The following is a 26,215-nucleotide window of genomic DNA, read 5'->3' on the forward strand; positions in this document are numbered from 1 at the left end:
GGCGGTGGCCCGATCGGACCCGTCCTAGCGTCACCTCTCGTCGGCCGGCCAGGTCGACGGAACACGACGCGTCACGGGGGAACCTCATGCCACAGGTGCTGTCACAGATCGAGCTGCTGCGCGAACTGCAGCCGGTAGCGGAAACCAATCTCGAACGCCATCTGACGCTGGCCAAGCCGTGGAACCCCCACGACTACATCCCGTGGAGCGACGGCAAGAACTTCGCGATGCTGGGCGGCCAGGACTGGTCGCCGGAGCAGTCGTCGCTGTCGAAGGTCGCCAAGGCGGCCATGGTCACCAACCTGCTGACCGAGGACAATCTGCCCTCCTACCACCGCGGGCTCGCCGAGAACTTCTCGATGGACGGGGCCTGGGGAACCTGGGTCGGTCGCTGGACCGCGGAGGAGAACCGCCACGGCATCGCGATGCGCGACTATCTCGTCGTCACCCGGAGCGTCGATCCCGTCGCGCTCGAGCAGGCGCGGATGGAGCACATGACGGTCGGTATCGACTCGCCGATGGAGGGCGCCAACCTGCTGCACGGCGTCGCCTACGTGACGTTCCAGGAGCTGGCCACCCGGGTGTCGCACCGCAACACCGGCAAGGCCTGCAACGATCCGATCGCCGACGCACTGCTCGCCCGCATCGCGGCCGATGAGAACCTGCACATGATCTTCTACCGCAACATGTGCTCGGCGGCCATCGAGCTCGCGCCGGACCAGACGATGAAGGCGATCGCCGACGTCGTCATGAACTTCCAGATGCCGGGGCTCAACCAGCCGGACTTCCGTCGCAACGCCGTCCTCATCGCGAAGTACGGCATCTACGACCTGCGCCAGCACCTCGACGAGGTCATCATGCCGGTGCTGCGCAAATGGGACATCTTCGAGCGCACCGACTTCGGACCCGAGGGCGAGAAGCTGCGCGAGATGGTGGCCGACTACCTGGCCGACCTCGAGAAGCAGGCGGTGCGCTTCGAGGAGTCACGCGACCGAGCACTCGCCCGCGACCGCGAACGCGGCGAAGCCATCGCCGTCTGACAGATCTGACGACCGTCTTCGATCGACCGGCCTCCGGCCTGCCCGGCCCCCGGCCTGCCCGTCCTCCGGCCTGCCCGTCCTACATCGCGACGGTCAGCAGGAACGCGACGTCCTCGACGGCCTCCACACTGTGGCGGGCGTCGGGGACGACGAGGAGATCGCCCGCGGAACCTTTCCAGGATCGCTCACCGCTCACCAGTTGCAACTGGCCGCTGAGGACCAGGACCGTGGACTCCCCGTTCAGATCGTGCTCGGCCAGCGAGTTGCCCGCGGCCAGGCCGACGACGGTCTGCCGCAGGCTGCGCTGATGTCCGCCGTAGACGGTGTGCGAACTCCGCCCGCTGGACGCGGTCTTCGCCAGCTTCAGCTGTTGCCGAGCGAGCGCGGTCAGCGATTTCTTGTCCATGCGTCGTATTGTCCCGCTCAGCGGGCCCCGGCGCGGCGAATCAGCGCGTGTAGCGCACGAATCGATAGCGAACATCGGATGCGCTGCTCGTCTGCCAGGCGCCCTCGGTCCGGGTGAACGATGCCGGTACCTCGGGAGCGACCGTGTCGCCGCCGGGGACGTCCAGATCGATCTCGGTCATCTCGACGACATCGGCGTGCGGCAGGGCGAGCCGGTAGATGTCCGCGCCGCCGATGATCCACGTGTCGTGGCCGCCGAGCAGCGCCTCGTCCATCGTGGCGGCACGTGCGGCACCCTCCGCGGACCAGGACGCGTCACGGCTGAGCACGATGTTCGTCCGGCCCGGCAGAGGGCGGAACCGTGCGGGCAACGAGTCCCAGGTACGCCGTCCCATGACGACGCGGCTGGATCCCGTGACCTCACGGAAGTGCGCCATGTCCTCGGGCACCCGCCACGGAATCGTGCCGTCCTTGCCGATGACGCCGCCGTGCGCCTGCGCCCACACCAACCCGATCGTCATACCGCTACGGGTGCCTTGATCGCGGGATGGTGCTGGTAGTCGACGATCTCGATGTCGTCGAAGGTGTAGTCGAAGATCGAGTCACGTGGAGCGAGTCGGAGCGTGGGGGCGGGGAACGCGTCTCGCGTCAACTGCTCGCGCACCTGGTCTACGTGATTGTCGTAGATGTGGCAGTCGCCGCCGGTCCACACGAAGTCGCCCACCTCGAGGCCGGTCTGCGCGGCGACCATGTGCGTGAGCAGGGCGTAGCTCGCGATGTTGAACGGCACGCCGAGAAACATGTCGGCGCTGCGCTGGTACAGCTGGCACGACAGCTTTCCGTCGGCGACGTAGAACTGGAAGAAGGCGTGGCACGGAGCCAGTGCCATGTCGGGGATCTCCGCCACGTTCCAGGCCGAGACGATCATGCGTCGGGAATCGGGGTCGCGGCGGATGGTGTCGATCACCTGCGAGATCTGATCGATGTGGTCGCCCGACGGTGTGGGCCACGAGCGCCACTGCACTCCGTAGACCGGCCCCAGGTCGCCCTTCTCGTCGGCCCACTCGTCCCAGATGGTGACGCCGTTCTCGCGCAGGTAGGCGACGTTGGACTCGCCTCGCAGGAACCACAGCAGCTCGTGCACGATCGACTTGAGATGCACGCGCTTGGTGGTCACCAGCGGGAATCCCTCGGACAGATCGAACCGCATCTGGTGGCCGAACAGGCTGGTGGTGCCGGTCCCGGTGCGGTCGGACTTGGGCGTGCCCTCCGCGAGCACGCGGCGGAGCAGATCCTCGTAGGGCGTCGCGACCATGGCTACACCTTAGGCTCAGGCAGATGAGGACCATGCACGTGATCGGTATCGGAGCGGGGGATCCCGACCAGGTGACCGTCGCGGCGATCAAGGCGATGAACACCGTCGACGTCTTCTTCGTCATCGACAAGGGCGCGCAGAAGCAGGAGTTGGTCGACGTCCGCACCCGCATCCTGCGCGAGCACGTGCCGACCGACCATCGCGTGGTCGAGTTCACCGATCCGCCGCGCGACCGCGCGCCGTCGGACTACGACGACGCCGTCGACACCTGGCACGACCTCCGCGCCCGGATGCTCGCCGACCTCGTGGAGGCGGAGCCGTCCGAGTCGGTCGGCGCGATGCTGGTGTGGGGCGATCCGTCGCTCTACGACAGCACGTTGCGCGTGGTGGAGCGGGTGCGCGCGGTGCTCGACAGCCCGTTCGAGGTCTCGGTGATCCCGGGTGTCACCAGTCCGTCGGCGCTCGCGGCCGCGCACCGCATCGTGATGAACCGAGTGGGGGAGCCGGTCCTCACCACCACCGGTCGCCGGCTTCGTGACGAGGGCCTGCCCGACGGCGTCACGGCGGCCGTGGTGATGCTCGACTCGGACTGCAGCTTCCGGTCACTGCCCGGGTGGAACGTGTGGTGGGGTGCGAACCTGGGCACGCCCGGCGAGGTGACCCTGGCGGGCCCCGTCGACGACATCGGGGACGAGATCGTCGCGCGCCGGGCGGCTCTGCGGGCCGAGGCCGGCTGGGTGATGGACACCTATCTCGTCCATCGACCGTGACTTCCGATTAGGGTCGAGGTGTGCCGGAATTACCCGAGGTCGAGGCTCTCGCGGGCTTCCTCCGTGAGCATGCGCTGGGAGCGGTGATCGGGCGCATCGACGTGGCCGCGTTGAGCGTTCTCAAGACCTTCGATCCGCCGGTCACCGATCTGCAGGGCAAGGACATCACGGGCGCGGCCCGGTGGGGCAAGCACCTCGGCATCGAGGCCGGCGGGCTCTGGCTCGTCACGCATCTGTCGCGCGGTGGCTGGCTGCGGTGGACGGACAATCCGTCGTCGGCGCCGCCCAAGCCGGGCAAGGGGCCGCTCGCACTCCGCGTCCATCTCTTCACGCCCGAGGGGCTCACCCCCGCGTTCGACCTCACCGAGGCGGGGACGCGCAAGCGGCTCGCCGTGTGGGTCGTGCGCGATCCGCAGGAGGTGCCCGGCATCGCCCGCCTGGGCCCGGACGCCCTCGCGGTGACGGAGCCGGAGTTCGCGGAACTACTCGCCCGCAAGAGTTCTCGGCTCAAGACCGCATTGGTGGATCAGCAACTGCTCGCCGGGATCGGCAATGCCTACAGCGACGAGATCCTGCACACCGCGAAGCTCTCGCCGTTCGCCACCACCGCCTCGCTCACCCCCGAGTCGGTGACGCTGCTGTGGACCACGATGCGCTCGGTCCTGCTCGACGCCGTCGCGCGGTCCGAGGGTCAGGACGCGGCACGGCTCAAGGGCGAGAAGCGGTCCGGTATGCGGGTGCACGCGCGGACGGGCATGCCCTGCCCGGTCTGCGGTGACACCGTGCGCGAGGTCTCCTACGTCGACCGGTCGTTCCAGTACTGCCCCACGTGCCAGACCGGCGGCCGGATTCTCGCCGACCGCCGTCTGTCCCGTCTCGTGAAGTAGCCGATCAGCGGAAGTCCTGCGACGACTCGCTCTCCGTACCGGCCGAGGATCCGGTCGGTGTGTCGTAGCCGCTGAAGCCCTCCCACGCGGCGCGACGGGATCCGAGCGGATCGTTCTCCATCCGCGTCGCGCTGTCGAAGATCCGAGTGGCGCGCCCGGGCACCTCGTACTGGGTCCAGTCCGCTTCGGGCGCACCGGTTCTCGCGAAGGCGAGCCACTGCTTCTGCACTTCGTCGGTGACAGCCACCGAGCTGCCCCAGTCGCCCAGGATCGCGAAGAACTTGCCGACGCGGGCGCGGTAGACGCCGAACACGGCGAACAGTTCGGAACCGTGCGTCGAGTACAGCTTCAGCAGGTCGAACAACCGCGGTGAGTAGTCGTAGCGGTACACATAGGTGGGCGCGTGCTCGGTGTGCGCGTCCGCGATCTCCAGCGACGGTCGCCAGAAGGTGATGTCGCCGCCGAAGTCGATGGCGGACAGGCCCTTCGGGTATCCGGGGTACTCGGCGAGAATGCGATCCCTGGCCGACGGGTCGGTGTTCGCGAACAGGCGGTCGATGCGCTCGGCATTCGTGGGAAGGGCGTCGAGCCACTTGGGGAACAGGGTGCCCTCGTGCTCGTTGCTGCCGATGATCATCGGGACGGGATGCGCGCGGCCCGATCGGTACGCCTCGAGCGGCGCCTCCGGCACGTAGTCCCCGTCGACGCTGGGGCCGAACGGAATGAGCCCCGGAGTCTCCTTCAGGCTCTTCGAACCCAGCCGGTGAGCCGCCTTCAGCAGGTCGGCCACGTCGGCTCCCGCGAGCGTGTCGGCGGCGGTGTCCGGAGTGGCACCGAGCAACTCGACGAAGTCGCGTCCCCACTTCTCGCTACGGTCGGACGTGGCGACCATGCCCGGCGCCGAGCTCTGCGAGATGGCTTTGTGGAAGAGGCCCTTCGTGGCGGGCACGGTCGTCAACGTGGTGACGGCGTTGCCGCCGGCCGATTCGCCGAAGATGGTGACGTTGTCCGGATCGCCGCCGAATGCGGCGATGTTGCGCTGGACCCACTGCAGCGCGGCGACCTGGTCCCGCAGCCCGAGATTGCTGTCGAAGGTCCGGTCGGGCGTCGAGAACTGTCGGAAGTCGAGGTACCCGAGGGCGCCGAGCCGGTAGTTGAGCGAGACGTAGACGATGTCGCCGCGGCGGACCAGCGACGTGCCCGAGTACATGGAGGTGGCCGACGTTCCCAGCGTGTAGGCGCCGCCGTGGATGAACACCATGACGGGGCGGGGGCCGGCAAGAGTGGTGGCCGGCGCGCTGACGTTCAGCGTCAGGCAGTCCTCGCTGGTGCCCTGTCCCTTGATGGGACCGATGGGGGAGCGGCCCGAGTCCTGGACCGCCGCGTCACCCCAGCGGGTGGCGTCCCGGACGCCCTCCCATGCCGTCGGCGGCTGCGGTGCGCGCAACCGCAGCGGTCCGACCGGCGGCTGCGCGTACGGGATGCCCCGCCACTGCGCGATACCGCGCGCGACGAATCCGCGGACCCGCCCCTCGCTCGTGGTGATCTCTGTCGAAAAGTCTCCCTGCCCCATCCGGCCGACTATACGGAGAGCCGAGTGAGCACACTCGGGGTATGACGTTCACCTGTCCCATCGAGATCGTGCAGCTTCTCGTGTCTCCGTCACATGCCTACTTCGGTCGCAGCAAGGACGGGCCCGCCGCCGACGTACGCACGCAGCTGCCGTCGTCCGTCGAGGTGGTGACCGGGAAGGGCATCCGGGGCGACCGGTTCTTCGGCGTCCAGGCGCACACCGAGGCGGCGATCACGTTCCTGGCCGTCGAGGCGTGGGAGACGGCGGTCGCGGAGGCGAACGCCCTGCACCCGGACGAGGAGCCGTGGGACGGGGACGTGAGCGTGGCCCGCCGCAACATCGTCGTGCGTGGACTCGAACTCGACCCGCTCCGGGGCGAGGACTTCGTCATCGACACCGGTGACGGCCCGGTGCTCCTGCGTGGGGGGCGCCCCGCGCACCCGTGCGCGTGGATGGACAGCATGGTGATGGACGGCACCCGCAAGGCGTTGATCGGACGCGGTGGTCTGCGCACCGCGCCGATCAGCTCGGGCACGCTGCGAGTCGGACCCGGTGTCGTGATCTCCCCGGTCCCACTCGACCCCGCGCGAGCAGCACTGTCCGTACGGCGCGCCCAGCCGCTGCCGCGCGGCTAGCTTCCGCTGCGAGCGGCCTCGAGCAGGCGCAACCACACCTCGCTCATCGTCGGGTAGGACGGGACCGCGTGCCACAGGGTCTCCAGCGGGACGCGGCCGACCACCGCGATGGTGGCCGCGTGCAGGAGTTCCGCGACGCCCTGGCCAACCAGCGTGAATCCGACGATCACGTCGCTCGACGTCTCGATCACCATCGACGCGTGTCCGGCGAAGTCGTCCTGGCGCAGGGAGCTTCCCGCGACGGCGATGTCCATCTCGACCACCCGCACCGGCAGACCGGCGGCCCGCGCCTTCTTCTCGGTGAGGCCCACCGACGCCACCTCGGGGGTGGTGAAGACGACCTGGGGCACCTGGCCGTGATCGGCACTCGCCCGGAACCTGCTGCCGTCGATCGATCGACCCTCGGCGCGCGCGGCGATGACGTCGCCGCACACGCGTCCCTGGTACTTGCCCATGTGGGTGAGCAGGGCGCGACCGTTGACGTCGCCCACCGCGTAGAGCCACTCGTCCTTCGCCGTCAGATGGTCGTCGACGGCGATCGGGTCCCCGGTGGGGAGGCCCACCGCGTCGAGCCCCAGGTCCTTGGTGGCCGGCCGTCGGCCGGCGGCGACCAGGATCTCGTCGACCTCGAGTGTGTCGTCGCCGATCGTCACCGAGGCGGGCCCACCGTGGAGGTGGCCGTACCCGGTGTCCTGCGCGTCGGGCCGCGACACCGTGGCGACCTGCGACTCGAACAGGATGCGCGCACCCGCGGCGGTCAGAGCGTCGGCCACCGCCGCCCCGGCGAACGGCTCCGATCCGGCCAGCAGCGAGGTTCCGCGCACGATCATCGTGACCTCGGCGCCGAGGGCCAGCAACCATGTCGCCGACTCGCAGGCGACCACGCCCCCGCCGATCACGATGATCCGCTCCGGCACCTCGTGCAGGTTGGTCGAATCGCGGGACGTCCACGGAAGTGCTTCGCGCAGTCCGGGAATCGGCGGCACGGTGGCAGTGGTGCCGGTCGCGAGGACCACCGCGTGCCGAGCGCGCAGGATCCGATCGCCCACTGTCACCTCGCGCTGGCCGGACACCCGGCCGTGACCGCGCACGACGTGGATGTTCGCGCCCTCGGCCCACGACACCTGGGAGGAGTCGTCGAGTCCGTGGGTGAAGCTCTCGCGGCGGGCGAACACCGCGTCGACGTCGAGTCGCGCGTCGCCGACGATCTCGCGGACCCCGGGCATCGCCCGGGCCTGGTTCAGCACGGAAGCGGGCAGGAGCAGCGCCTTGCTGGGCATGCAGGCCCAGTACGAGCACTCACCGCCCACCAGTTCGTGCTCGACGACGGCGGCGGTGCGATCACTGCCCGCGATCGCGTACTGCGCCGCGTTCTCGCCGACGGGCCCTCCGCCGATCACGATGACGTCGTACTCGTCGGTGCTGCTGTCGCTCACTGATCCTCCAGAGTTCTGAGTGGGTCGTGGTGGCTAGTGTGTGCCCGATGGGGAGACAGAAGATCGTGATCACCGGGGCCAGTTCGGGTCTGGGCGAGGAGATGGCGCGGCGGTTCGCGGCGATGGGCCGCGACGTGGGGCTGTGTGCCCGGCGGGTGGACCGGCTCGAGGCTCTGCGCGCCGAGCTCACCGCCCGGCATCCGGACATCACCGTGGCGGTCGCCGCGATGGACGTGACGGATCACGAGTCGGTGGTGTCGGGGATCGACGCGTTGCGGGAGACACTCGGCGGGCTCGACCGCGTGATCGTGAACGCCGGTCTCGGGAAGGGCGCGAGGCTCGGCACCGGCCGCGCGGACGCCAACCTCGAGACCGCACGTACCAACTTCGTCGGAGTGGTGTCCCAGGTCGAGGCAGCGCTGGCGGTGTTCCGTGAGCAGAATGCCGGTCACCTCGTCCTCGTGTCGTCGGTGAGTGCCGATCGCGGACTACCCGGATCCAAGGCCGTGTACTCCGCGTCGAAGGCGGGAGTCTCGGCACTCGGCGAGGCGCTGGTCGCCGAACTCCGCCGCACACCCATCGCGGTCACCACGGTGCTGCCCGGATATGTCGCCACCGACATGTCCTCCCGCGCCGGAGACGCCGGTCGACTGATGTCCTCACTCGACGACGGCGTCTCCTCGATGGTCGCGGCCATCGAGAAGGAGGTCGCGCGCTCCGCACTGCCGGGCCTCACCTGGAAGGCGATCGACGTCGTGTTGCGCGTGCTCCCTCGTCGACTCACGGACGGGCTCGTCTAGCTACTGCAGGTAGTTCTCGACCTGTGAGACGGACTGCGCCTCGGCGTCGTCGGGGGAGAGTCCGGCGTCCTTCTTGGCGCGCCGCTGACGCAGCAGGTCCCAGCACTGGTCGAGTGCCTTCTCGAGCTGGTCGAGCTGCGCCCGCTCCTCGCTCGGATCGAGCTCGCCTGCTTCGGTGCGCGAACGCAACTCGTGCTCGGTGTCGACCAGGTCCTTGATCTTCGCGTAGATGTCGGTCTCACTCATGAACGCACTCACCTCTCTGAAGTCGGTGATGTTCACCGTACTCACCAGAAGTCGGGTGTGAGGTGGTGATGCCCGAGTGCCGTCGCGATCGCGTCGCGAACCTGCTCCACCGAGTGCGCCGCCGCAGGATCGGTGACCACCACCGACAGCGTGTAGGCGTGATCGTGGCGGCAGAGATAGGCCGACAGGATGGTCGGCGACGCGGCGGACTGCTCGTGTCGGAGTCCCGGGTGGATCGCCCGCGCGGCGACGCGCACCGCGGGGCGGCCGCCGATGGTGCGCACCGCCTCGGGAAGCGGGCCGATGTTGGAGCACAGAGCATCTCGCCGGCCCGTCGACGGCGCGAGGAGCGCGGCGGCGCGTTCGGGGACCACGTGCAGCAACTCGTCGGGGAAGCCCGCGGGACCGGTCAGCGGGCTTCGGTACGCCGTCTTCGCGCGTCGACGGATGTCGGCCAGTGAGTCGGATTCCGTGATGCGGACCGCCGTCACCGAGATCGCGTTGGCGCCGCCGGCCTCGACCTTCATCGGGACGCCGAGCAGGACGGACCCGTCGGTGTCGCCGGACGTGCCCGAACATCTCAACGTCGCGACGACGGCCGCGACGACGGACAGGAACACCACGTTCGGAGTGCCCGCTCCGTCGGCGGCGACCCGATCCCACTGCGTCGCTTCGACATCGGTGCTCACGGACAGCGCTTCCCACGCGTCGGGACGGGCCGGCGCAGGAGTTCCGGTCCTCGACGCCTGCAAGTACTGCATCAGTTCGGCGCGCCGGGCGGGACTGACGGCGAGCGCGGAGACGGCCACGGCGGTGCGGCCGACGACGGTCGACAGTGTGGCCAGTGCATCGGCGGTGTCGGTGGTGCCGTCGTCCGGGGCGATCGGGTCCGGGACGCCGGACAGCGCCGCCGCTGCTGCGTCGATGAGTCCGCGTGCGTCGGCGATGACGTGGGAGCACACCAACGAGACGGCGGTTCCGTTCCCGCAGGGCGCCGCGGTCAGACGCCAGCCCGGTCCGTACTCGGGGTCGAGCGAGACGTCGGCGCCCGACTCGGCCCAGCGGACCGGGTCGTCGGTCGGCTCCGTCCACCGGACGCCGGGGCGCCCCGATGCCCGGACCCAGCGCCGACGCGCGCCGGGCAGACGCGAGCTGACGATCCGCACACCCAGACGACCCTCGGCGAGCCGGGCGTCGATCAGGTCGAGAGCGCCGGGGGTGATGGGCTCCTCGGTGACCCAGAGGCCCTGCATCGCAACGGGTATGCCGAAGCCTCGATGTGTGCGGAGGAAGATCTCGTCGACGACGGAGAGGCGAGTCACTCGAGCGGTGCTCCGTGTCGCCCGGCGCCGGACGCAAACTTCTGTGCGCCGTCGAACGCGTCGACGAGCGAGGTGGCACCGTGCCGGAACTCGTTCGCCATCGCCGCGCGGTGGTCCAGGCCCTCCTGCTCGAGCGACGACAGTCGGTCGCCGCGCAGGCACGCCTGCGGGAACTCGGCCAGGGACGCGGCGAGTTCCTCCGCTGCAGCGCGGCAGGTGCCCGTGGGGACGACCCGGTTGGCGAGTCCGAACGTCAGCGCTTCCTGCGCGTCGACGGCACGCCCGGTGAGGATCATGTCCATCGCCCGCGACGTACCGATCGCCCGCGGCAATCGCACCGTTCCGCCGTCGATCAGCGGCACACCCCAGCGCCGACAGAACACACCGAACACGGCGTCCTCGTCGGCGACGCGCAGGTCGCACCACAGCGCGAGTTCGAGACCGCCGGCGACCGCATGGCCGGACACCGCGGCGATGACGGGCTTGGACAGTTCCATGCGCGTGGGCCCCATCGGCCCGTCACCGTGCTCGGTCGCCACGTTCGAGCGCTCGGTGCCCAGTGCCTTGAGGTCGGCACCGGCGCAGAAGGTTCCGCCGTCTCCCCACAGCACCGCGACCGACGCCGTCGGATCCGCGTCGAACTCCTCGAAGGCCTCCACCAGAGCGGCCGCCGTCGGGCCGTCCACGGCATTGCGTGCCTCGGGTCGGTGGAGGATCACCGTGACCACCGGACCTCGGCGTTCGATCCGCACGTTCATGGTTCGACCGTACCGCTGCCACGCCAGGTTGTGGTTGTTCACGAGGCCGCCGAAGAAAGTTCGCCCGATGTGTAACGCCCGGACGGGTGGCGGCGACATGGTGTGTGAGACCGTGCCGGTCCGTCAGACCCCCGACCCGACGGACCGGCGCGGTCTCGCTGTACGTCAGCGTCCGCGTTCGCTGCGGTACCAGTCGATCAGCGCACTCGTCGACGAATCGAGGTCCGCGCCCGGGCCGTCCGCATCGGTCAGCACCGGCGTCAGCTCCTGCGCCTGGGTCTTGCCCAGCTCGACTCCCCACTGGTCGAACGAGTCGATGCCGAAGATGACGCCCTCGACGAAGACCTGATGTTCGTAGAGGGCGATGAGCTGACCCACCACCGATGGCGTGAGTTTCGGCGCGAGGATCGACGTCGACGGGCGGTTGCCCGGCATCACCTTGTGCGGCACGATGTCCGCGTCCGTGCCCTCGGCAGCGATCTCCTCCGCCGTCTTGCCGAAGGCCAACACCTTGGTCTGGGCGAAGTAGTTGCTCATGAGCAGGTCGTGCATGCTGCCCGTGCCGTCCGCGGTGGGAAGATCGTCCGTCGGCTCGGCGAAGCCGATGAAGTCCGCCGGCACGAGTCGTGTTCCCTGGTGCAGCAATTGGTAGAAGGCGTGCTGGCCGTTGGTTCCGGGCTCGCCCCAGAAGATCTCGCCGGTGTCCGTCGTGACGGGCGTTCCGTCGGCCCTCACCGACTTGCCGTTCGACTCCATGGTGAGCTGCTGCAGGTAGGCGGCGAACCGGTTCAGATCGTTCGAGTACGGCAGCACCGCCCGGGACTGCGCGCCGAAGAAGCTGGAGTACCAGACGCCCAGCGTGCCCAGCAGGATCGGCGCGTTGGACTCGAGCGGCGCCTCGCGGAAGTGCTGGTCGATCAGGTGGAAGCCCTCGAGGAAGTCCGCGAACGCCTCGCGGCCGACGGCGAGCATCACCGACAGACCGATGGCGGAATCGACCGAGTAGCGGCCGCCGACCCAGTCCCAGAAGCCGAACATGTTCGCGGTGTCGATGCCGAAGTTCGACACCTTCTCCGCATTGGTGGACACCGCGACGAAGTGCTGGGCGACGGCGTCGTCACCGAGTGCGGCCGTGAGCCATCGCCGGGCGGCCGTGGCGTTGGTCAGCGTCTCGAGTGTGCCGAAGGTCTTGGAGGCGACGATGAACAGCGTCGACGCCGGGTCCAGGTCGGCGAGGGTGCCGACGAGATCGGCCGGGTCGACGTTCGAGACGAAGCGCGCCGAGATGCCCGCGTCGGCGTAGTGCCGCAGAGCCTGGTAGACCATCACCGGACCCAGGTCGGAGCCGCCGATCCCGATGTTGACGACGGTGCGGATCCGCTCACCGGTGGCGCCGGTCCACGCGCCGGATCGCACTCGATCGCTGAAATCGCCCATCCGCGTGAGGACCTCGTGCACGTCGGCCACCACGTCCTGGCCGTCGACCTCGAGTGACGCGTCCGACGGCAGACGCAGCGCGGTGTGCAGCACGGCCCGGTTCTCGGAGGTGTTGATGTGCTCGCCCGCGAACATGGCGTCCCGACGCCCGGTGACGTCCGCTGCGCGTGCGAGGTCGAGCAGCAGTTCGAGCGTCTGCCGCTCGACCCGGTGCTTGCTGTAGTCGATGTACAGGTCGCCCGCGGTGACGGTCAGCTCGCTCCCACGCGACGGATCGTCGGCGAAGAAGTCACGGAGGTGGCGATCGGCCACGGCCTCGTGATGCGAGACGAGCTCGGTCCAGGCTTCGGTGCTCGTGATGTCGGCGCTCATGAGCCCTGACCCTAATCGCTGGGCACCCGAGCCGCTGGGACATGCCGACCGGCCTCCGGCCTGCCCGCTGACATGCGATCGCCGTGCGGGAGTGCGTGACGAGTCCCGCCCCACGGGGTAGACAGTCGGTACCACCGGGCGACCCGGCGAGCAGCGACGAGGAGTGCGAGAGACGTGAGCGAAGGAACGAGCAGCGCAGCGACGACCCGGGAGAAGGACCTGATCGCGTCCGTCCCCACGAAGTTGTGGATCGGAGGCAAGCAGGTCGACGCGGAGAACGGTGCCACGTTCCCGGTTCGGGATCCCTCGACCGGGGCGGTGCTCACCGAGGTCTCGGACGCGAGTCCCGCCGACGCCGCACGCGCGCTCGACGAGGCCGTCGCGGTGCAGAAGTCCTGGGCCGCCACCCCGGCGCGACAGCGCGGCGAGATCCTGCGGGCGGTCTTCGAGTCGATCACCGAGCACGCCGACGACATCGCACTGCTCATGACGCTGGAGATGGGCAAGGCCTTCGCCGAGAGTCAGGCCGAGGTGAAGTACGGCGGAGAGTTCTTCCGCTGGTTCTCCGAGGAGGCGGTCCGCATCGCGGGGCGGTACACGCCGGCGCCCGCGGGCAACGGCCGGATTCTGGTGACCAAGCAGCCCGTCGGCCCGGTGCTGGCGATCACGCCGTGGAACTTCCCGCTGGCGATGGGCACCCGCAAGATCGGGCCCGCACTGGCGGCGGGATGCACGATCCTGGTGAAGCCCGCCTCGGAGACTCCGCTGACGATGCTCTACCTGGCGAAGCTCATCTCCGAGGCCGGGCTGCCCGAGGGCGTGCTGTCGGTACTGCCGACGTCGAAGTCCAGCGCTGTCACCGGGCCGTTGATCGACGATCCTCGACTGCGCAAGTTGACCTTCACCGGCTCCACCGAGGTGGGGCGGATGCTCGTGGAGAAGTCGTCGAAGAATCTGCTGCGGACGTCGATGGAGCTGGGCGGCAATGCGCCCTTCGTCGTGTTCGACGACGCGGACATCGACGCCGCCGTCGAGGGCGCGATGCTCGCCAAGATGCGCAACGGCGGCGAGGCCTGCACGGCCGCCAATCGGTTCCACGTGCAGAACTCGGTCAAGGACGAGTTCGTCGCCAAGGTGACCGAGAAGATGCGCGCCATGACTGTCGGGCGGGGCAGTGATCCGGACACGAAGCTCGGACCGCTGATCAACGAGGAGCAGCGTGACACGGTGGCCGAACTCGTCGACGACGCGGCGTCCAAGGGCGCGACCGTCGCACTCGGCGGCACTGCGGAGGACGGGCCGGGCTGGTTCTACCCCGCCACCGTGCTGACCGACGTGCCCGGCGACGCCCGAATTCTGAGCGAGGAGGTCTTCGGACCGGTGCTCGCGGTGCGCGGCTTCGAGACCGAGGAGGACGGCATCGCTGCGGCGAACGACACCGAGTTCGGCCTGGCCGCGTACATCTTCACGCGGGATCTGGACCGGGCGCTGCGCGTGGCGGAGGCCGTGGAGACCGGCATGGTGGGTGTCAATCGCGGGGTGATCTCCGACGCGGCCGCACCGTTCGGTGGGATCAAGGCGTCGGGATTCGGTCGCGAGGGCGGAAGCGAGGGGATCGAGGAGTACCTCGAGACCAAGTACATCGCCCTGCAGTGATGCGGTGAGGCACGGGAACCGCCCGTCGTCTGGGCGGTTCCCGGTCGAGCTCTACGAGCGGTGGACTCAGTGTCCGAGGCGGCCGCGGCCCAGGCGGAGCAGGAGCATGGCCAGCGTGTGACCCTCCTGGCCGAGGTCGCTGAAGCGCTGAAGGACCTTCATCTCGCGGCTGTGGACGAGGCGGGGTCCGCCCTGTGCCATCCGCGTCTGACCGATGGTGCGGGAGACCTCGGAGCGGCGCTTCACGGCGGCGAGGATCTCGGCATCGAGGCGGTCGATCTCCTTACGGAGCTCGTCGATCTCGGCTTCGGACGTCGGCAGGTTCGCGTCGTCGGCGTGATCGTTCGACTCGGACGACGCCGATGCTGCGGTGGTGTGAATCGCTGTGCTCATATCAACTCCTCGTGTCAGAACGTGTGTCGCTCTGCTCTCACGTTCTGTTACGCGATTTCCACGAATTTCCGCGGAAGTCACGAAACGCCTGGTCACTACGGTCGGGTGCAGTCGGTGTGATGCCGTTCGCCGGTCGAGCCCGGGCAAGAGTATGCCCGTGTCACTCCCCACGTAAAGAAGGAGCAATTGCAGATCGGCGTGATACGGCGAGCGGCAGAACTCCGACACGACAGGGATTCGGCGCCCACGGCCCGAGTGATGGTGTCGGTGTCGGTGACCGCCGGTAATCTGGACGGACGATGAACACACAGTCACCCGCACGTGCCACCAGGTCCTCGGACCAGCTCCTCGAGGGCCTCAATCCCCAGCAGCGCGAGGCAGTGATGCACTCGGGGGGACCGTTGCTCATCGTGGCGGGCGCCGGTTCGGGCAAGACCGCGGTGCTGACCCGTCGCATCGCGTATCTCCTGGCGGAGAGAGATGTCACACCCGGTCAGGTCCTCGCGATCACGTTCACCAACAAGGCCGCGGCCGAGATGCGGGAGCGTGTCGTCCAGTTGGTCGGGCCGCGGGCCAACTTCATGTGGGTGAGCACGTTCCACTCGAGCTGCGTGCGGATCCTCCGGAGCCAGGCGGCGCTGCTCCCCGGCCTCAACTCGAACTTCTCCATATACGACGCGGACGACTCGCGTCGGCTCCTCACGATGATCGGCAAGGATCTGCAGCTCGATCCGAAGAAGTTCTCGTCGCGTCTGCTGGCGACGCAGATCTCCAATCTGAAGAACGAGCTGATCGATCCGGACCAGGCCGTCGCCGACGCGGAGAAGGAGCCGGCCGAGCTGCCGGCCGTCATCGCGAAGGTCTACGGCCACTACCAGCAGCGTCTGCGGGCGGCCAACGCGTTCGACTTCGACGATCTCATCGGCGAGACGGTGGCACTGCTGCAGAGCCATCCGGACGTCGCCGAGTACTACCGGCGCCGCTTCCGCCACGTCCTCGTCGACGAGTACCAGGACACCAACCACGCGCAGTACATGCTGGTGCGCGAGTTGGTGGGTACCGGAACGACGGCGGAGGGCGACGTCGCGGCGGTTCCCCCGAGCGAACTGTGCGTGGTGGGTGACGCGGACCAGTCGATCTACGCGTTCCGCGGCGCGACCATCCGCAACATCGAGGAGTTCGAGCGCGACTATCCGGACGCGCGGACCATCCTGCTCGAGCAGAACTACCGGTCCACCCAGACCATCCTGGCGGCCGCCAACGCCGTCATCGCGCGCAACACCAACCGCCGTGACAAGCGGCTGTGGACGGACACCGGCGACGGCGATCCGATCATCGGCTACGTGGCGGACAACGAGCACGACGAGGCCAAGTTCGTGGCGTCGGAGATCGATCGGCTGGTCGACGGCACCGACTACAAGTACTCCGACGTCGCGGTGTTCTACCGGACCAACAACTCCTCGCGCGCGCTCGAGGAGATCTTCATCCGCCTCGGTCTGCCCTACAAGGTGGTGGGCGGTGTGCGCTTCTACGAGCGCAAGGAGGTACGCGACGTGGTCGCGTACCTCCGCGTGCTGGCCAATCCGGACGACACGGTGAGCATGCGGCGCATCCTCAACACCCCGCGCCGCGGCATCGGCGATCGTGCCGAGGCCTGTGTCGCCGTGCACGCCGAGCGGAAGAACATCAGCTTCAACGCCGCGCTCCTCGATGCCGCGGCCGGCTCCGTGGCGCTGCTCAACACGCGCGCGCAGAACGCCATCGCGTCGTTCATGGAGATGATCGGCGAGCTGCGGGCCACCATGAACGCCACCGATGCCGACGGAAACGACGTCGCGGACATCGGCGACATCGTCGAGGCGGTGCTCGACCGCACGCGGTATCGCGCCGAACTCGAGGCCAGCTCGGATCCCCAGGACGGCGCTCGCCTCGACAACCTCAACGAACTGGTCAGCGTGGCCCGCGAGTTCAGTGCCGACGCACGCAACCTTCAGGGCATCGAGGATCTCGAGGTGGGGGTCGACATCAACGCGGACCTCGACGTCGCGTCCGCAGAACCAGAGGACACCGACGGTGTGGCCGAGCCGGGTTCGCTCGCCGCCTTCCTCGAGCGGGTCTCGCTGGTGGCCGACACCGACCAGATCCCGGACAACGGCGACGGTGTCGTCACGCTCATGACGCTGCACACGGCCAAGGGGCTCGAGTTCCCGGTCGTGTTCGTCACCGGGTGGGAGGACGGCCAGTTCCCGCACATGCGAGCGCTCGGTGATCCTGCGGAGTTGTCCGAGGAGCGTCGACTCGCCTACGTGGGCATCACGCGTGCGCGGCACCGGCTCTACCTCACTCGCGCGATCATGCGCTCGGCGTGGGGGCAGCCCATCAACAACCCCGAATCGCGCTTCCTGCAAGAGGTTCCGCAGCATCTCATCGACTGGAAACGGGAGGATCCCGGCGTCGGCAGCGGGTTCGGTTCCAGTGGTGGCTCGGGGCGCCAGCGCGACTGGACGTCGAATCCCCGTGGTGGATGGTCCGGTGGGTCGTCGCCGTCGGCCACCCCGACACCCAGCTTCGGCAAGGCCCGGTCCAACAACACCCTGACGCTCGCCGTGGGTGATCGCGTGAGCCACGACAAGTACGGTCTCGGGACCGTCGTCGAGTCCGAGGGATCAGGTCAGCGTGCGATGGTGCTGATCGACTTCGGCACGTCCGGTCGCGTGAAGATGATGCTCATCGGCGGAGTGCCGATGACCAAGCTGTGAGAGGGCACGGAAGAAAGGTCCGGCGCCACCGTCCATGACGGTGGCGCCGGACCTTCGACGTGAGTGGAGGTGGGAACTCAGTCGCGCTCGGGGCCGAGAGCGATACCGCGGGACGCCAACCAGGGGAGCGGGTCGATCTTGTTGTCCCCCGTGAGGTGGACCTCGAAGTGGAGGTGCGGGCCGGTGGACTGGCCGCGGTTGCCCATCTTGGCGATCTCGTCGCCGGCCATGACCGTCTGGCCCACCTGGACCTCGGACGAATCGATGTGGCCGTACACGGTGATGGTGCCGTCGGCGTGCTGCAACCGGACCCACAGTCCGAAGCCGGCCGCGGGGCCCGAGTCGATGACGGTGCCGTCGGCCACGGCGTACACCGGCGTGCCGATGGCGTTGGCGATGTCCACGCCGGCGTGGAGCGTGCCCCACCGCGAGCCGAAGCCGGAGGTGTAGGTGCCGAGCGCGGGCAGTGCGAAGAGGGGACGCCGTGCAGCGGCCTCGCGAGCCTCGCGCTCCTCGCTGAAGCGCTGGCCCTTCGCCAGGAGCTCCGAGAACTGGCCCAGGTCGACCGGTGCGGCGATGTTGAGGATCTGCGGTGCCGCGGAGGTGGAGGGGGCCGTGACGGGCGCTCCGGTCGACGTGGCGGTGGGCACCGAGTCGACGTGCGCGGCCGGCTGGTCCGCGACGATGCCGGCGGCGGTGGAGCTGTCGACGATTCCTGCGGACGCGGCAGCTGCCGGGGCCTGGCCGGCGGCCAGCGCGTACTCGGAGGTCTCGGTGCGCTCGGCGGGCTGCGCGTTGTCGATCGCGGCCTGGCCGGCAGCGACGACCGCACCTGCGGCCACGGCGACGACAGCGACGCGTCCCTTGAGGGCGGACGGCGGAGCGGGGATGCGGTGGGCGCCGCTGCGCTTGACGGCGATCTCGTCCGCGATGGCAGCCGAGGTCACCGACGGTGCTGCCCCGGCCGGAGCGGTGACGAGGAAGGACGTCGCCGGTACCGAGCGGCGGCGGCGCGTGGGCGCATCGCCGAGGGGGGCCGGGGTGTACGCGGGCGCGGACGCCACGTAGTCGCTGGACTCGTGCGCACGGTCCCAGGGGGACGATGCTGCATCGGTCGAGAGGGCTTCGAGGGGGCCGGTGTCGGTCAGATGACCGTCCGCCGGCGTGAACACGGTGGAGTCGTGCTCGAACTGCTGGGCCTCGTACTGCTGGGAATCGAACCGACTGCCGTCGGTGGCGTCCGAGACGAAGCGTGAGCGTGTGAACGGAGTTCGGTGGTGCTGCAAGACCTGCCGTCCTCCTGATTCGTGACCTACCCGTGATGTGGAACCTCGTGGACGGTAACGAAATGGTCGCGGCGGGCGCAAGCCAAACGGCTTCTCGGGTCACATATGTGAGGTGGCTCACAAGGTGTCCTGGGTTTACTCGAGGACGAGTCCCGACGCCGATCAGGCACATCGGTGATCTTCCTGTGATCGAGGCGAGCGGCATCACGATCGAGGGACACGAGGACCGGATACCGTTCGTCATCGTGACACAGCCGACATCCGCGGGCCGTCGTACCTCTGGTTCCGCGTCCGACCCCGTCCGGCTCGGTGCCCGCGCACTCGGAGTCGTCGGAGCGCTGGCGGTGGCGGCCGCTCCGTACGTTCCCGTCGTCGGCGGCGCCGACGTGGGCCTCCCGGTGCGGGGCGCGGCCGCCGTCTCGTCGGCGCTCTGGGCAGCGATCGCTCTGCTGCTCCTGGTGCGCGCGATCCGGCCGATCGTCTTCCCCGTGCTCGCGACGCTGGGCGCCGTCGCACTGGGATCGATCGTGGCAGATCTCCAGTTGTTCGTCGGAGCGATCGACGCCGACCGGCTGGAGCTGTTCCGTCCGATCTCGGCCGGCGCGCTGAAGGCGGGCCCGGGAGCCGTGGTGGTGACGCTCGGGCACGCGCTCGTCGTCGTCGCCGGGGCGCTGGCGGCACTCGCGCTGGCGCGGACGGTCGAGTGGGACGACGTCGACGAGGATCCCGTCGCTCGTCGATCGGCATCGGTCGTGGTCGCCGCGGGGGTCGCGGGCGCTCTCGCACTCGCCGCCTCGTTCCTCCTGCCCGCGTACGCGAGCACCGATGCCGTCGTCCTCGCTCCCGCTCCGGTCGCCGGACCCGTCGCGTCGGCTCTCGGCGGTGGACTGTCCGCGGTCGCGGTGCTGGTGGGTGTGGCCTACGCGTTCTCGTCGACCAGCAGGTCCGCGGCGGTCGGCGCACTGACCGGTGTGGTCGCGGCGTCGGCGACCGTCGTCGGCGTCCGCCTGGCTGCCGCGCTGGGGGCGGGCGACCGCATCGACCTCGGCGCGGGCACGGTCGTCGGAGTCGGCGGGCTCCTCGTCCTCGGCGTGGCCACGGTGGCGACGGCGCGCGCGACCTCCGGACCCACGACCTCCGTGCCCCGTCTCGCACGGTCCGCCGCTCCCTCGAACTCGACGCGGCGGCACGTCGTCGCGGGCGCGGTGACGGTCCTGACGGGCATCGCTCTCGGTGTCGGCGCCGTCCTGCCGCTTCTCGATGTCTCGACCGGCTCCGTCCCGACGGTGGTGGGGGATCGGGCGGTGGCCGCGTACGCCGTCGTGACCGTCGTCGGCGGCGTGCTGTTGCTCTTCTCGGAGTTCGCCGCCGCGGTGCGGCCTGCCGTGCCGCTGATCGTCACGGGCCATCTGGCGCTCGCGGCCGCGGTGCTGCAGGCGCTCGTGCTGGGCGTCGGTATCGACGGCGTGTCCGTCGGTGCGGGCGGCTGGCTGCTGGTCGTCGGCACGCTGCTCGGTCTGCTCACGCTCGCGCTCGTCGCCGCGGCGGGCGCCTCGGAGCGGGACGGCGTCGACACCAGCGATCTGGACGGGGCCTCGCGCCCCCTCGCAGCCGCGCTGGCCGTCGCGGCCGGGGTCGCCGCACTGGGGCTGCTCCTGCCGCAGTACGACGTGGTTGGGGAGACCGGCGGCTGGATCGGGGCGCTGCCGTGGGGGTGGGACGTGTGGGGGCGGCTGGTACTCGTGGCCGCCGTCCTGATCGGCGCCGCCGTCGCGGCCCGCGCTCGGGCGTCGCGCGCCGCGGCGCTCCAGATCGGTTCCGCGGTGGCTCTGGCGGGTGTCGCGCTGAGCCCGATCCTCGGCGGCGCGGGCCCCGGCGTGACGGCGTCGTCGGGGGCCTTCGCGACCGCTGTCGGCGCTGCGGCATCGGCGCTGGTGGCGGCAGGATTTTTTCGTACTGGTGAGTAGATGTCGGCACAGGTCGGTGATCTGAACCACAAGTTCGACGGGCTGTCGATCAGGCCTCTCGGTGGAAAGTTACAGTCGCAAGTCGGACCCGCTCCTACCCCTCGAGCGGGCGTCAACGCAGACGAGATGGTGAGCTGATGGATCTCTTCGAATACCAGGCGAAGGAACTCTTCGCCAAGCACGAGGTTCCGACGTCGGCAGGTCGTGTCACCGACACGGTCGCCGGTGCACGACAGATCGCCGAAGAAATCGGCAAGCCTGTCATGGTCAAGGCCCAGGTGAAGGTCGGCGGCCGCGGCAAGGCCGGCGGCGTGAAGTACTCCAAGGACGTCGCCGAGGCCGAGGCGAACGCGGAAGCGATCCTCGGACTCGACATCAAGGGCCACGTCGTCAAGAAGCTCCTCGTCGCCGAGGCCAGCGACATCGCGGAGGAGTACTACATCTCCTTCCTGCTCGACCGCACGAACCGCACGTACCTCGCGATGTGTTCCGTCGAGGGTGGTGTCGAGATCGAGGTCACCGCCGAGGAGAACCCGGACGCGCTCGCCCGCATCCCCGTCGACGCCGTCAAGGGTGTCGACCTCGCCTTCGCGCGTGAGATCGCCGAGGCCGGCAAGCTTCCCGCCGAGGTGCTCGACGCCGCGGCCAACACGATCCAGAAGCTGTGGGACGTCTTCATCAAGGAAGACGCGCTGCTCGTCGAGGTCAACCCCCTCGTGCGCACGCCGGACGACCAGATCCTCGCCCTCGACGGCAAGGTCACCCTGGACGCCAACGCGGACTTCCGCCAGAAGGGCCACGCCGAGTTCGAGGACGCCGACGCGGCGGACCCACTCGAGGCGAAGGCCAAGGAGAACGACCTCAACTACGTCAAGCTCGACGGACAGGTCGGCATCATCGGAAACGGTGCTGGACTGGTCATGTCGACCCTCGACGTCGTCGCGTACGCCGGTGAGGCGCACGGTGGCGTCAAGCCCGCCAACTTCCTCGACATCGGCGGCGGCGCCTCGGCAGAGGTCATGGCCGCAGGCCTCGACGTCATCCTCGGCGACTCGCAGGTCAAGAGCGTGTTCGTCAACGTCTTCGGCGGAATCACCTCGTGCGACGCGGTTGCCAACGGCATCGTCGGCGCTCTGAAGACGCTGGGCGACACCGCCTCCAAGCCGCTGGTCGTCCGCCTGGACGGCAACAAGGTCGAAGAAGGCCGGAAGATTCTCGCCGATGCTGCGCACCCGTTGGTGACACTGGCCGAGACCATGGACGAAGGCGCCGACAAGGCCGCCGAGCTGGCTGCGAAGTAGAGGGCACCGAAACTATGTCTATTTTCCTGAACAAGAACAACAAGGTCATCGTCCAGGGCATCACCGGCGGCGAGGGCACGAAGCACACCGCCCTGATGCTCAAGGCCGGCACGCAGGTCGTCGGCGGCGTCAACGCTCGCAAGGCCGGGACCACGGTCAAGCACACCGCAGCCGACGGTTCCGACGTCGAGCTGCCCGTGTTCGCCAGCGTTGCCGAGGCCATGGAGAAGACCGGAGCCGACGTGTCCATCGCGTTCGTGCCGCCGGCATTCTCCAAGGACGCCATCGTCGAGGCCATCGACGCGGAGATCCCGCTGCTCGTCGTCATCACCGAGGGAATCCCGGTGCAGGACAGTGCGTACGCGTGGGCCTACAACGTCGAGAAGGGCAAGAAGACCCGCATCATCGGGCCGAACTGCCCCGGCATCATCACCCCCGGCGAGGCACTGGTCGGCATCACGCCCGCCAACATCGCCGGCAAGGGCCCCATCGGCCTCGTCTCGAAGTCGGGCACCCTGACCTACCAGATGATGTTCGAGCTCCGTGACTTCGGCTTCTCCACCGCCATCGGCATCGGCGGCGACCCGGTCATCGGCACCACGCACATCGACGCCATCGAGGCGTTCGAGAACGATCCCGACACCGAGATCATCGTCATGATCGGCGAGATCGGTGGCGACGCCGAGGAGCGTGCAGCCGACTACATCAAGGCGCACGTCACCAAGCCCGTCGTCGGTTACGTCGCCGGCTTCACCGCTCCCGAGGGCAAGACCATGGGCCACGCCGGCGCCATCGTCTCCGGCTCGCTGGGAACGGCTCAGGCCAAGAAGGACGCTCTCGAGGCGGCCGGCGTGAAGGTCGGCAAGACGCCGTCCGAGACCGCTGCCCTCGCGCGCGAGATCCTCGAGAAGAAGTAGTCACTCTTTCTTCTCTCACACGAGGGAGGCCGGTTTCCCGCTCGGGAAGCTTGCCTCCCTCGTGTCGTTCCGGGGGACTACCGTCGAGGTATGAGCATTCCCGCGACTCACTCCGCCATCGTCTCCGTCGAACCCGACTCGCCGTTCGTGCAGATCGAGCGAGAGACTCCGTCGCCCACCGGATTCGACGTTCTCGTACGTGTCGACGCGGTGTCCGTCAATCCGGTGGACACGAAGGTTCGCTCGTCCTTCGATCCGTCCGACGGCCCGAAGGTCCTCGGTTTCGACGCCGTCGGTGAGGTCGTCGCGGTGGGTTCCGACGCCCGAATCTTCGAGCCCGGCGATCGAGTCTTCTATGCGGGATCCATAGCTCGGGACGGCAGCAACGCCCAGTACCAACTCGTCGACGAGCGGATCGTCGGCCATGCGCCGTCGTCACTGTCCGCCGCGGACGCCGCGGCCGTGCCGCTGACCGCCATCACCGCCTGGGAATCGCTGTTCGTCCGGCTCGGACTCGGGAAAGACAGCACCGGAACACTTCTCGTGATGGGGGCCGCCGGCGGTACCGGGTCGATGATCATCCAGCTCGCCCGGGCACTGACCTCGCTCACCGTCGTTGCCGCGGCATCGCGCGGCGAATCCCGCGACTGGGCAACGGAGATGGGCGCCCATCACGTGGTGGATCGGCACTGCCTCGTGGACGAGGTCGGTGCCCTGGCGCCGGACGGCGTCGAGTACGTGTTCTCCCCGTTCTCCGAGGGCAATGTCGACGCCTACGCCGCGGTGATGGCAGTGCACGGTCAGGTCGTGGCGATCGACGATCCGGTCGGCCTGGACCTGATGCCGCTGAAGGCCAAGAGCCAGACCTGGCACTGGGAACTGATGTTCACGGTGCCGTTGTCGTTGCCGAAGAGCACTTCTCAGCACACCATCCTCGACGAGGTCTCGCGACTCATCGACAACGGAACTCTGCGGAGCACCCGCACCACGACTCTGTCACCGTTCGACGTGGACACCCTGCAGGACGCGCACCGACGGGTGGAAAGTGGCGGCACCATCGGAAAGGTGGTCGTCGTTCGGTAGATCAGTCGATCGGCGAGACCCTGATGAGGTTGCCGTCGGGGTCGCTGACCACAAATGTGCGGCCGAAGACCGCGTCGTACGGCTCGTCGACGACACGGACTCCCTTCGAGACCCAGTTCGCGAAGACCTCGTCGACGGCAGACGCCGACCCGGGGACCATCAGTCCGACCTCGGTCGTGCGTGGAGTGTCCGGGGCCAGGTGCTCGCTGTAGCCGGTCCACAGCGCGAACAAGACGCCGGGGGCTACCTGGAAAGCGACATAGTGGGGACTGATGAAGGTCGGTTCGATCTCGAACAGGTCGCTGTAGAAGCTGGTAGCGGTCTCGGCGTCGCGGACGCCGATCAGGAACAGGTTCGGTGCGGGCACAGGAGCTCCTCGACTCGGTGAATTCTCGGTACCGCCACAGTGGACCGGCCTATCACGATAGAACCTGTCACCTTTTCTGCGAAGATCGGACGCATGAAGGCCTCCCGATTGCTGCACCTCTTGCTGTTGCTGCAGACCCGCCAACGCATCACCACCACGGAGCTGGCCGCGCGTCTGGAAGTATCGCGGCGGACCGTGCTGCGGGACGTCGAGGCGCTCTCGGCAGCAGGAGTGCCTGTGTACGCCGAACGTGGCCGCAGCGGTGGAATCGTCCTGCTCCCCGGTGCGCGGCTCAACGCGTCCCACCTGGAACCACCGGAGTTGGAAGCCCTTTCTCTGGCGGGTCTGGACAGCACGCAACGTGAGCGCATGGGCTTGTCGGCGATGTGGGAGTCGGCAGCACGCAAGATCGCCGCCCGCCAGGCCGCGACATCCACGGGCACGAGCCCATTGCGACTGGCGGACCTCGTGCTGGTGGACAGCACCCCGTGGTTTGCCGATTCAGAAGCAGCGGTCGACGTCGCCGATCTGGCATCGGCCCTGCAGGACCGACGCCGATTGCGAATCCGATACCGGCGGAGCGCCGAGAGTGAGGCCTCGACACGTGTGGTCGACCCGTACGGGATCGTGGCGAAGTCCGGCCGCTGGTACCTCGTCGCCGACCACCGAGGAGATGGACGACTGTTCTCTCTGGACCGACTCGCGGCTTTCGAACAACTCGACGCGCCAGTCTCTCTCCGACCCGGAGAAACCCTCCGCACCACATGGGCCGCGTTGAAGGACCGCACCGAGGGTCGAGGTCATGTGAGCGTGACCTTTCGCCTGCCGGAACACGGCCTCGACTTGGCGCGGCGCATCCTCGGGACACGCATCCACGATGTATCCGATCCGGAGAACGGAACATGCATCGTCGTCGTCGGCTACCCCGACATCGAGTCGGTGCGTCAACTGCTGCAATTCGGCGACCACATCGAGGTCCTCGCCCCAGACGCAGCCCGCACACGCATCAGCCAACTCGCGAAAGTCCTGGCCGAAACACACTCACCCCCATCCAGTTGACCGCCGATCGGGACGCCTCGAGCTCGATCGACGTGTCCGGTCAGTACGACCGGCCGTGTTCTCGGGCACGGAATGTGTTGGTGAAAAGGCGATCTGCGCTCAATGTCCGCGCATGTATCGACGGCCGCAACGGATCGAGGAGCTGGAGCGCGCATCCGACGGCGTGACCCGAAAGTGTGTCGGTGGGGTGGGTTACTGTCTGTTCAGGTCGTCGGGGGGCGGTCTGATCGGGGCATCACCGGGGGGGTGAATTCGTGTACGACACAGTGGTTTCGGTGGATGTGTTGGTGTCGGCGAAGGTCGACGCTCAAGCGTCGTTCGCCCGGACCGTGTCGGCGTCGTGTGCGTACGTGCAGGAGTCGTCGCGCCGGCCGGCGGTGCTCGGTCCGGGTGGGGTGTTCGACGCCGAGGCTGCTGAGATCTGTGCGGTG

Annotated in this window: 24 protein-coding genes; 12 read left to right on the top strand and 12 right to left on the bottom strand. The window is 68.6% G+C overall.

Annotated elements, in window-relative coordinates; genetic code table 11:
* Window positions 1-86 precede the first annotated feature (86 nt).
* Entirely contained in the window at window positions 87-1,040 is a 954-nt protein-coding gene (locus ASG69_RS01610) for an acyl-ACP desaturase (RefSeq protein WP_027504174.1), read from the top strand.
* A 79-nt stretch (window positions 1,041-1,119) separates the two neighbouring features.
* Here the strand turns inward: ASG69_RS01610 and ASG69_RS01615 are convergent, their stop codons facing one another.
* The 3 genes from ASG69_RS01615 to ASG69_RS01625 are packed head-to-tail and all read right to left on the bottom strand — an operon-like array spanning window position 1,120 to window position 2,760.
* Window positions 1,120-1,446: a cupin domain-containing protein gene (locus tag ASG69_RS01615; RefSeq protein ID WP_027504173.1), complete on the bottom strand. Its 327-nt coding sequence runs from the start codon at window positions 1,444-1,446 to the stop codon at window positions 1,120-1,122.
* A 40-nt stretch (window positions 1,447-1,486) separates the two neighbouring features.
* Window positions 1,487-1,966: a dihydrofolate reductase gene (locus ASG69_RS01620; protein WP_027504172.1), complete on the bottom strand. Its 480-nt coding sequence runs from the start codon at window positions 1,964-1,966 to the stop codon at window positions 1,487-1,489.
* Window positions 1,963-2,760, bottom strand: a complete 798-nt coding sequence (locus ASG69_RS01625; protein ID WP_056446937.1) for a thymidylate synthase — start codon at window positions 2,758-2,760, stop codon at window positions 1,963-1,965. The genes ASG69_RS01620 and ASG69_RS01625 overlap by 4 nt, the downstream gene beginning before the upstream one ends.
* 23 nt (window positions 2,761-2,783) lie before the next feature.
* Between ASG69_RS01625 and cobF the strand changes: the two genes are divergently transcribed.
* Window positions 2,784-3,530 carry a precorrin-6A synthase (deacetylating) gene (cobF, locus tag ASG69_RS01630; RefSeq protein WP_056446939.1) on the top strand — a complete coding sequence of 249 codons (747 nt, stop codon included), beginning with the start codon at window positions 2,784-2,786 and terminating at the stop codon, window positions 3,528-3,530.
* 20 nt (window positions 3,531-3,550) lie between these two features.
* Window positions 3,551-4,417, top strand: a complete 867-nt coding sequence (locus tag ASG69_RS01635; protein WP_056446941.1) for an Fpg/Nei family DNA glycosylase — start codon at window positions 3,551-3,553, stop codon at window positions 4,415-4,417.
* Between the two features lie 4 nt (window positions 4,418-4,421).
* Here ASG69_RS01635 and ASG69_RS01640 read toward each other — a convergent pair whose 3' ends face one another.
* Window positions 4,422-5,990 carry a carboxylesterase/lipase family protein gene (locus ASG69_RS01640; RefSeq protein WP_056446944.1) on the bottom strand — a complete coding sequence of 523 codons (1,569 nt, stop codon included), beginning with the start codon at window positions 5,988-5,990 and terminating at the stop codon, window positions 4,422-4,424.
* Window positions 5,991-6,031: 41 nt separating this feature from the next.
* Between ASG69_RS01640 and ASG69_RS01645 the strand changes: the two genes are divergently transcribed.
* Window positions 6,032-6,625: a hypothetical protein gene (locus ASG69_RS01645; protein WP_056446947.1), complete on the top strand. Its 594-nt coding sequence runs from the start codon at window positions 6,032-6,034 to the stop codon at window positions 6,623-6,625.
* Here the strand turns inward: ASG69_RS01645 and ASG69_RS01650 are convergent.
* A complete protein-coding gene (locus ASG69_RS01650; RefSeq protein ID WP_056446948.1) occupies window positions 6,622-8,061 on the bottom strand; it encodes a dihydrolipoyl dehydrogenase family protein in 1,440 nt (479 codons plus the stop codon). The genes ASG69_RS01645 and ASG69_RS01650 overlap by 4 nt on opposite strands.
* A gap of 47 nt (window positions 8,062-8,108) precedes the next feature.
* On the opposite strand from ASG69_RS01650, the gene ASG69_RS01655 reads away from it, so the two are divergent.
* A complete protein-coding gene (locus tag ASG69_RS01655; RefSeq protein WP_056446951.1) occupies window positions 8,109-8,861 on the top strand; it encodes an SDR family oxidoreductase in 753 nt (250 codons plus the stop codon).
* Here the strand turns inward: ASG69_RS01655 and ASG69_RS01660 are convergent, their stop codons facing one another.
* From ASG69_RS01660 to pgi, 4 genes are all read right to left on the bottom strand, one after another.
* On the bottom strand, window positions 8,862-9,107 hold the full coding sequence (locus tag ASG69_RS01660) for a DUF2630 family protein (RefSeq protein WP_027504165.1): 246 nt from the start codon (window positions 9,105-9,107) through the stop codon (window positions 8,862-8,864).
* A 41-nt stretch (window positions 9,108-9,148) separates the two neighbouring features.
* The gene (locus ASG69_RS01665; RefSeq protein WP_056446954.1) at window positions 9,149-10,429 is read right to left on the bottom strand and encodes a hypothetical protein; all 1,281 of its coding nucleotides are present in this window, start codon (window positions 10,427-10,429) and stop codon (window positions 9,149-9,151) included.
* On the bottom strand, window positions 10,426-11,187 hold the full coding sequence (locus ASG69_RS01670; RefSeq protein WP_056447520.1) for a crotonase/enoyl-CoA hydratase family protein: 762 nt from the start codon (window positions 11,185-11,187) through the stop codon (window positions 10,426-10,428). The genes ASG69_RS01665 and ASG69_RS01670 overlap by 4 nt, the downstream gene beginning before the upstream one ends.
* A gap of 165 nt (window positions 11,188-11,352) precedes the next feature.
* Window positions 11,353-12,996, bottom strand: coding sequence for a glucose-6-phosphate isomerase (pgi, locus tag ASG69_RS01675; RefSeq protein ID WP_056446956.1), 1,644 nt, complete (start codon window positions 12,994-12,996; stop codon window positions 11,353-11,355).
* 174 nt (window positions 12,997-13,170) lie between these two features.
* Here pgi and ASG69_RS01680 point away from each other — a divergent pair, with 174 nt between their 5' ends.
* Window positions 13,171-14,652, top strand: coding sequence for an NAD-dependent succinate-semialdehyde dehydrogenase (locus tag ASG69_RS01680; protein ID WP_056446959.1), 1,482 nt, complete (start codon window positions 13,171-13,173; stop codon window positions 14,650-14,652).
* A gap of 66 nt (window positions 14,653-14,718) precedes the next feature.
* Here ASG69_RS01680 and ASG69_RS01685 read toward each other — a convergent pair whose 3' ends face one another.
* Window positions 14,719-15,045 (bottom strand): chorismate mutase, encoded by a 327-nt coding sequence (locus ASG69_RS01685; protein ID WP_027504161.1) that lies wholly within the window; start codon window positions 15,043-15,045, stop codon window positions 14,719-14,721.
* A 299-nt stretch (window positions 15,046-15,344) separates the two neighbouring features.
* On the opposite strand from ASG69_RS01685, the gene ASG69_RS01690 reads away from it, so the two are divergent.
* A complete protein-coding gene (locus ASG69_RS01690) occupies window positions 15,345-17,804 on the top strand; it encodes a UvrD-helicase domain-containing protein (protein ID WP_056446962.1) in 2,460 nt (819 codons plus the stop codon).
* 77 nt (window positions 17,805-17,881) lie between these two features.
* On the opposite strand, the gene ASG69_RS01695 is transcribed toward ASG69_RS01690, so the two are convergent.
* Entirely contained in the window at window positions 17,882-19,090 is a 1,209-nt protein-coding gene (locus ASG69_RS01695; RefSeq protein WP_235578805.1) for a M23 family metallopeptidase, read from the bottom strand.
* A 245-nt stretch (window positions 19,091-19,335) separates the two neighbouring features.
* On the opposite strand from ASG69_RS01695, the gene ASG69_RS01700 reads away from it, so the two are divergent.
* From ASG69_RS01700 to ASG69_RS01715, 4 genes are all read left to right on the top strand, one after another.
* Complete coding sequence (locus tag ASG69_RS01700) at window positions 19,336-21,057, top strand: hypothetical protein (RefSeq protein WP_156380405.1); 1,722 nt, start codon at window positions 19,336-19,338, stop codon at window positions 21,055-21,057.
* 137 nt (window positions 21,058-21,194) lie between these two features.
* Window positions 21,195-22,358, top strand: coding sequence for an ADP-forming succinate--CoA ligase subunit beta (gene sucC, locus ASG69_RS01705; protein ID WP_056446972.1), 1,164 nt, complete (start codon window positions 21,195-21,197; stop codon window positions 22,356-22,358).
* A gap of 14 nt (window positions 22,359-22,372) precedes the next feature.
* Entirely contained in the window at window positions 22,373-23,275 is a 903-nt protein-coding gene (gene sucD / locus ASG69_RS01710; RefSeq protein WP_027504157.1) for a succinate--CoA ligase subunit alpha, read from the top strand.
* A gap of 90 nt (window positions 23,276-23,365) precedes the next feature.
* Window positions 23,366-24,358: a zinc-binding alcohol dehydrogenase family protein gene (locus ASG69_RS01715; RefSeq protein WP_056446975.1), complete on the top strand. Its 993-nt coding sequence runs from the start codon at window positions 23,366-23,368 to the stop codon at window positions 24,356-24,358.
* Between the two features lies 1 nt (window position 24,359).
* On the opposite strand, the gene ASG69_RS01720 is transcribed toward ASG69_RS01715, so the two are convergent.
* The gene (locus tag ASG69_RS01720) at window positions 24,360-24,725 is read right to left on the bottom strand and encodes a VOC family protein (protein WP_056446979.1); all 366 of its coding nucleotides are present in this window, start codon (window positions 24,723-24,725) and stop codon (window positions 24,360-24,362) included.
* A gap of 93 nt (window positions 24,726-24,818) precedes the next feature.
* On the opposite strand from ASG69_RS01720, the gene ASG69_RS01725 reads away from it, so the two are divergent.
* The gene (locus ASG69_RS01725; RefSeq protein ID WP_056446982.1) at window positions 24,819-25,784 is read left to right on the top strand and encodes a helix-turn-helix transcriptional regulator; all 966 of its coding nucleotides are present in this window, start codon (window positions 24,819-24,821) and stop codon (window positions 25,782-25,784) included.
* The last annotated feature ends 431 nt before the right edge of the window (window positions 25,785-26,215 follow it).

Source organism: Rhodococcus sp. Leaf225 (genome assembly GCF_001426145.1).
GTDB lineage: Bacteria > Actinomycetota > Actinomycetes > Mycobacteriales > Mycobacteriaceae > Rhodococcoides.

Coding starts and splice junctions, on each gene's coding strand:
- ASG69_RS01660 (WP_027504165.1), bottom strand. CDS start 9,107: ATGAGTGAGACCGACATCTACGCGAAGATCAAGGACCTGGTCGACACC.
- ASG69_RS01725 (WP_056446982.1), top strand. CDS start 24,819: ATGAAGGCCTCCCGATTGCTGCACCTCTTGCTGTTGCTGCAGACCCGC.
- ASG69_RS01670 (WP_056447520.1), bottom strand. CDS start 11,187: ATGAACGTGCGGATCGAACGCCGAGGTCCGGTGGTCACGGTGATCCTC.
- ASG69_RS01690 (WP_056446962.1), top strand. CDS start 15,345: ATGAACACACAGTCACCCGCACGTGCCACCAGGTCCTCGGACCAGCTC.
- ASG69_RS01610 (WP_027504174.1), top strand. CDS start 87: ATGCCACAGGTGCTGTCACAGATCGAGCTGCTGCGCGAACTGCAGCCG.
- ASG69_RS01620 (WP_027504172.1), bottom strand. CDS start 1,966: ATGACGATCGGGTTGGTGTGGGCGCAGGCGCACGGCGGCGTCATCGGC.
- pgi (WP_056446956.1), bottom strand. CDS start 12,996: ATGAGCGCCGACATCACGAGCACCGAAGCCTGGACCGAGCTCGTCTCG.
- ASG69_RS01640 (WP_056446944.1), bottom strand. CDS start 5,990: ATGGGGCAGGGAGACTTTTCGACAGAGATCACCACGAGCGAGGGGCGG.
- ASG69_RS01685 (WP_027504161.1), bottom strand. CDS start 15,045: ATGAGCACAGCGATTCACACCACCGCAGCATCGGCGTCGTCCGAGTCG.
- ASG69_RS01715 (WP_056446975.1), top strand. CDS start 23,366: ATGAGCATTCCCGCGACTCACTCCGCCATCGTCTCCGTCGAACCCGAC.
- sucC (WP_056446972.1), top strand. CDS start 21,195: ATGGATCTCTTCGAATACCAGGCGAAGGAACTCTTCGCCAAGCACGAG.
- sucD (WP_027504157.1), top strand. CDS start 22,373: ATGTCTATTTTCCTGAACAAGAACAACAAGGTCATCGTCCAGGGCATC.
- ASG69_RS01645 (WP_056446947.1), top strand. CDS start 6,032: ATGACGTTCACCTGTCCCATCGAGATCGTGCAGCTTCTCGTGTCTCCG.
- cobF (WP_056446939.1), top strand. CDS start 2,784: ATGAGGACCATGCACGTGATCGGTATCGGAGCGGGGGATCCCGACCAG.
- ASG69_RS01615 (WP_027504173.1), bottom strand. CDS start 1,446: ATGGACAAGAAATCGCTGACCGCGCTCGCTCGGCAACAGCTGAAGCTG.
- ASG69_RS01655 (WP_056446951.1), top strand. CDS start 8,109: ATGGGGAGACAGAAGATCGTGATCACCGGGGCCAGTTCGGGTCTGGGC.
- ASG69_RS01625 (WP_056446937.1), bottom strand. CDS start 2,760: ATGGTCGCGACGCCCTACGAGGATCTGCTCCGCCGCGTGCTCGCGGAG.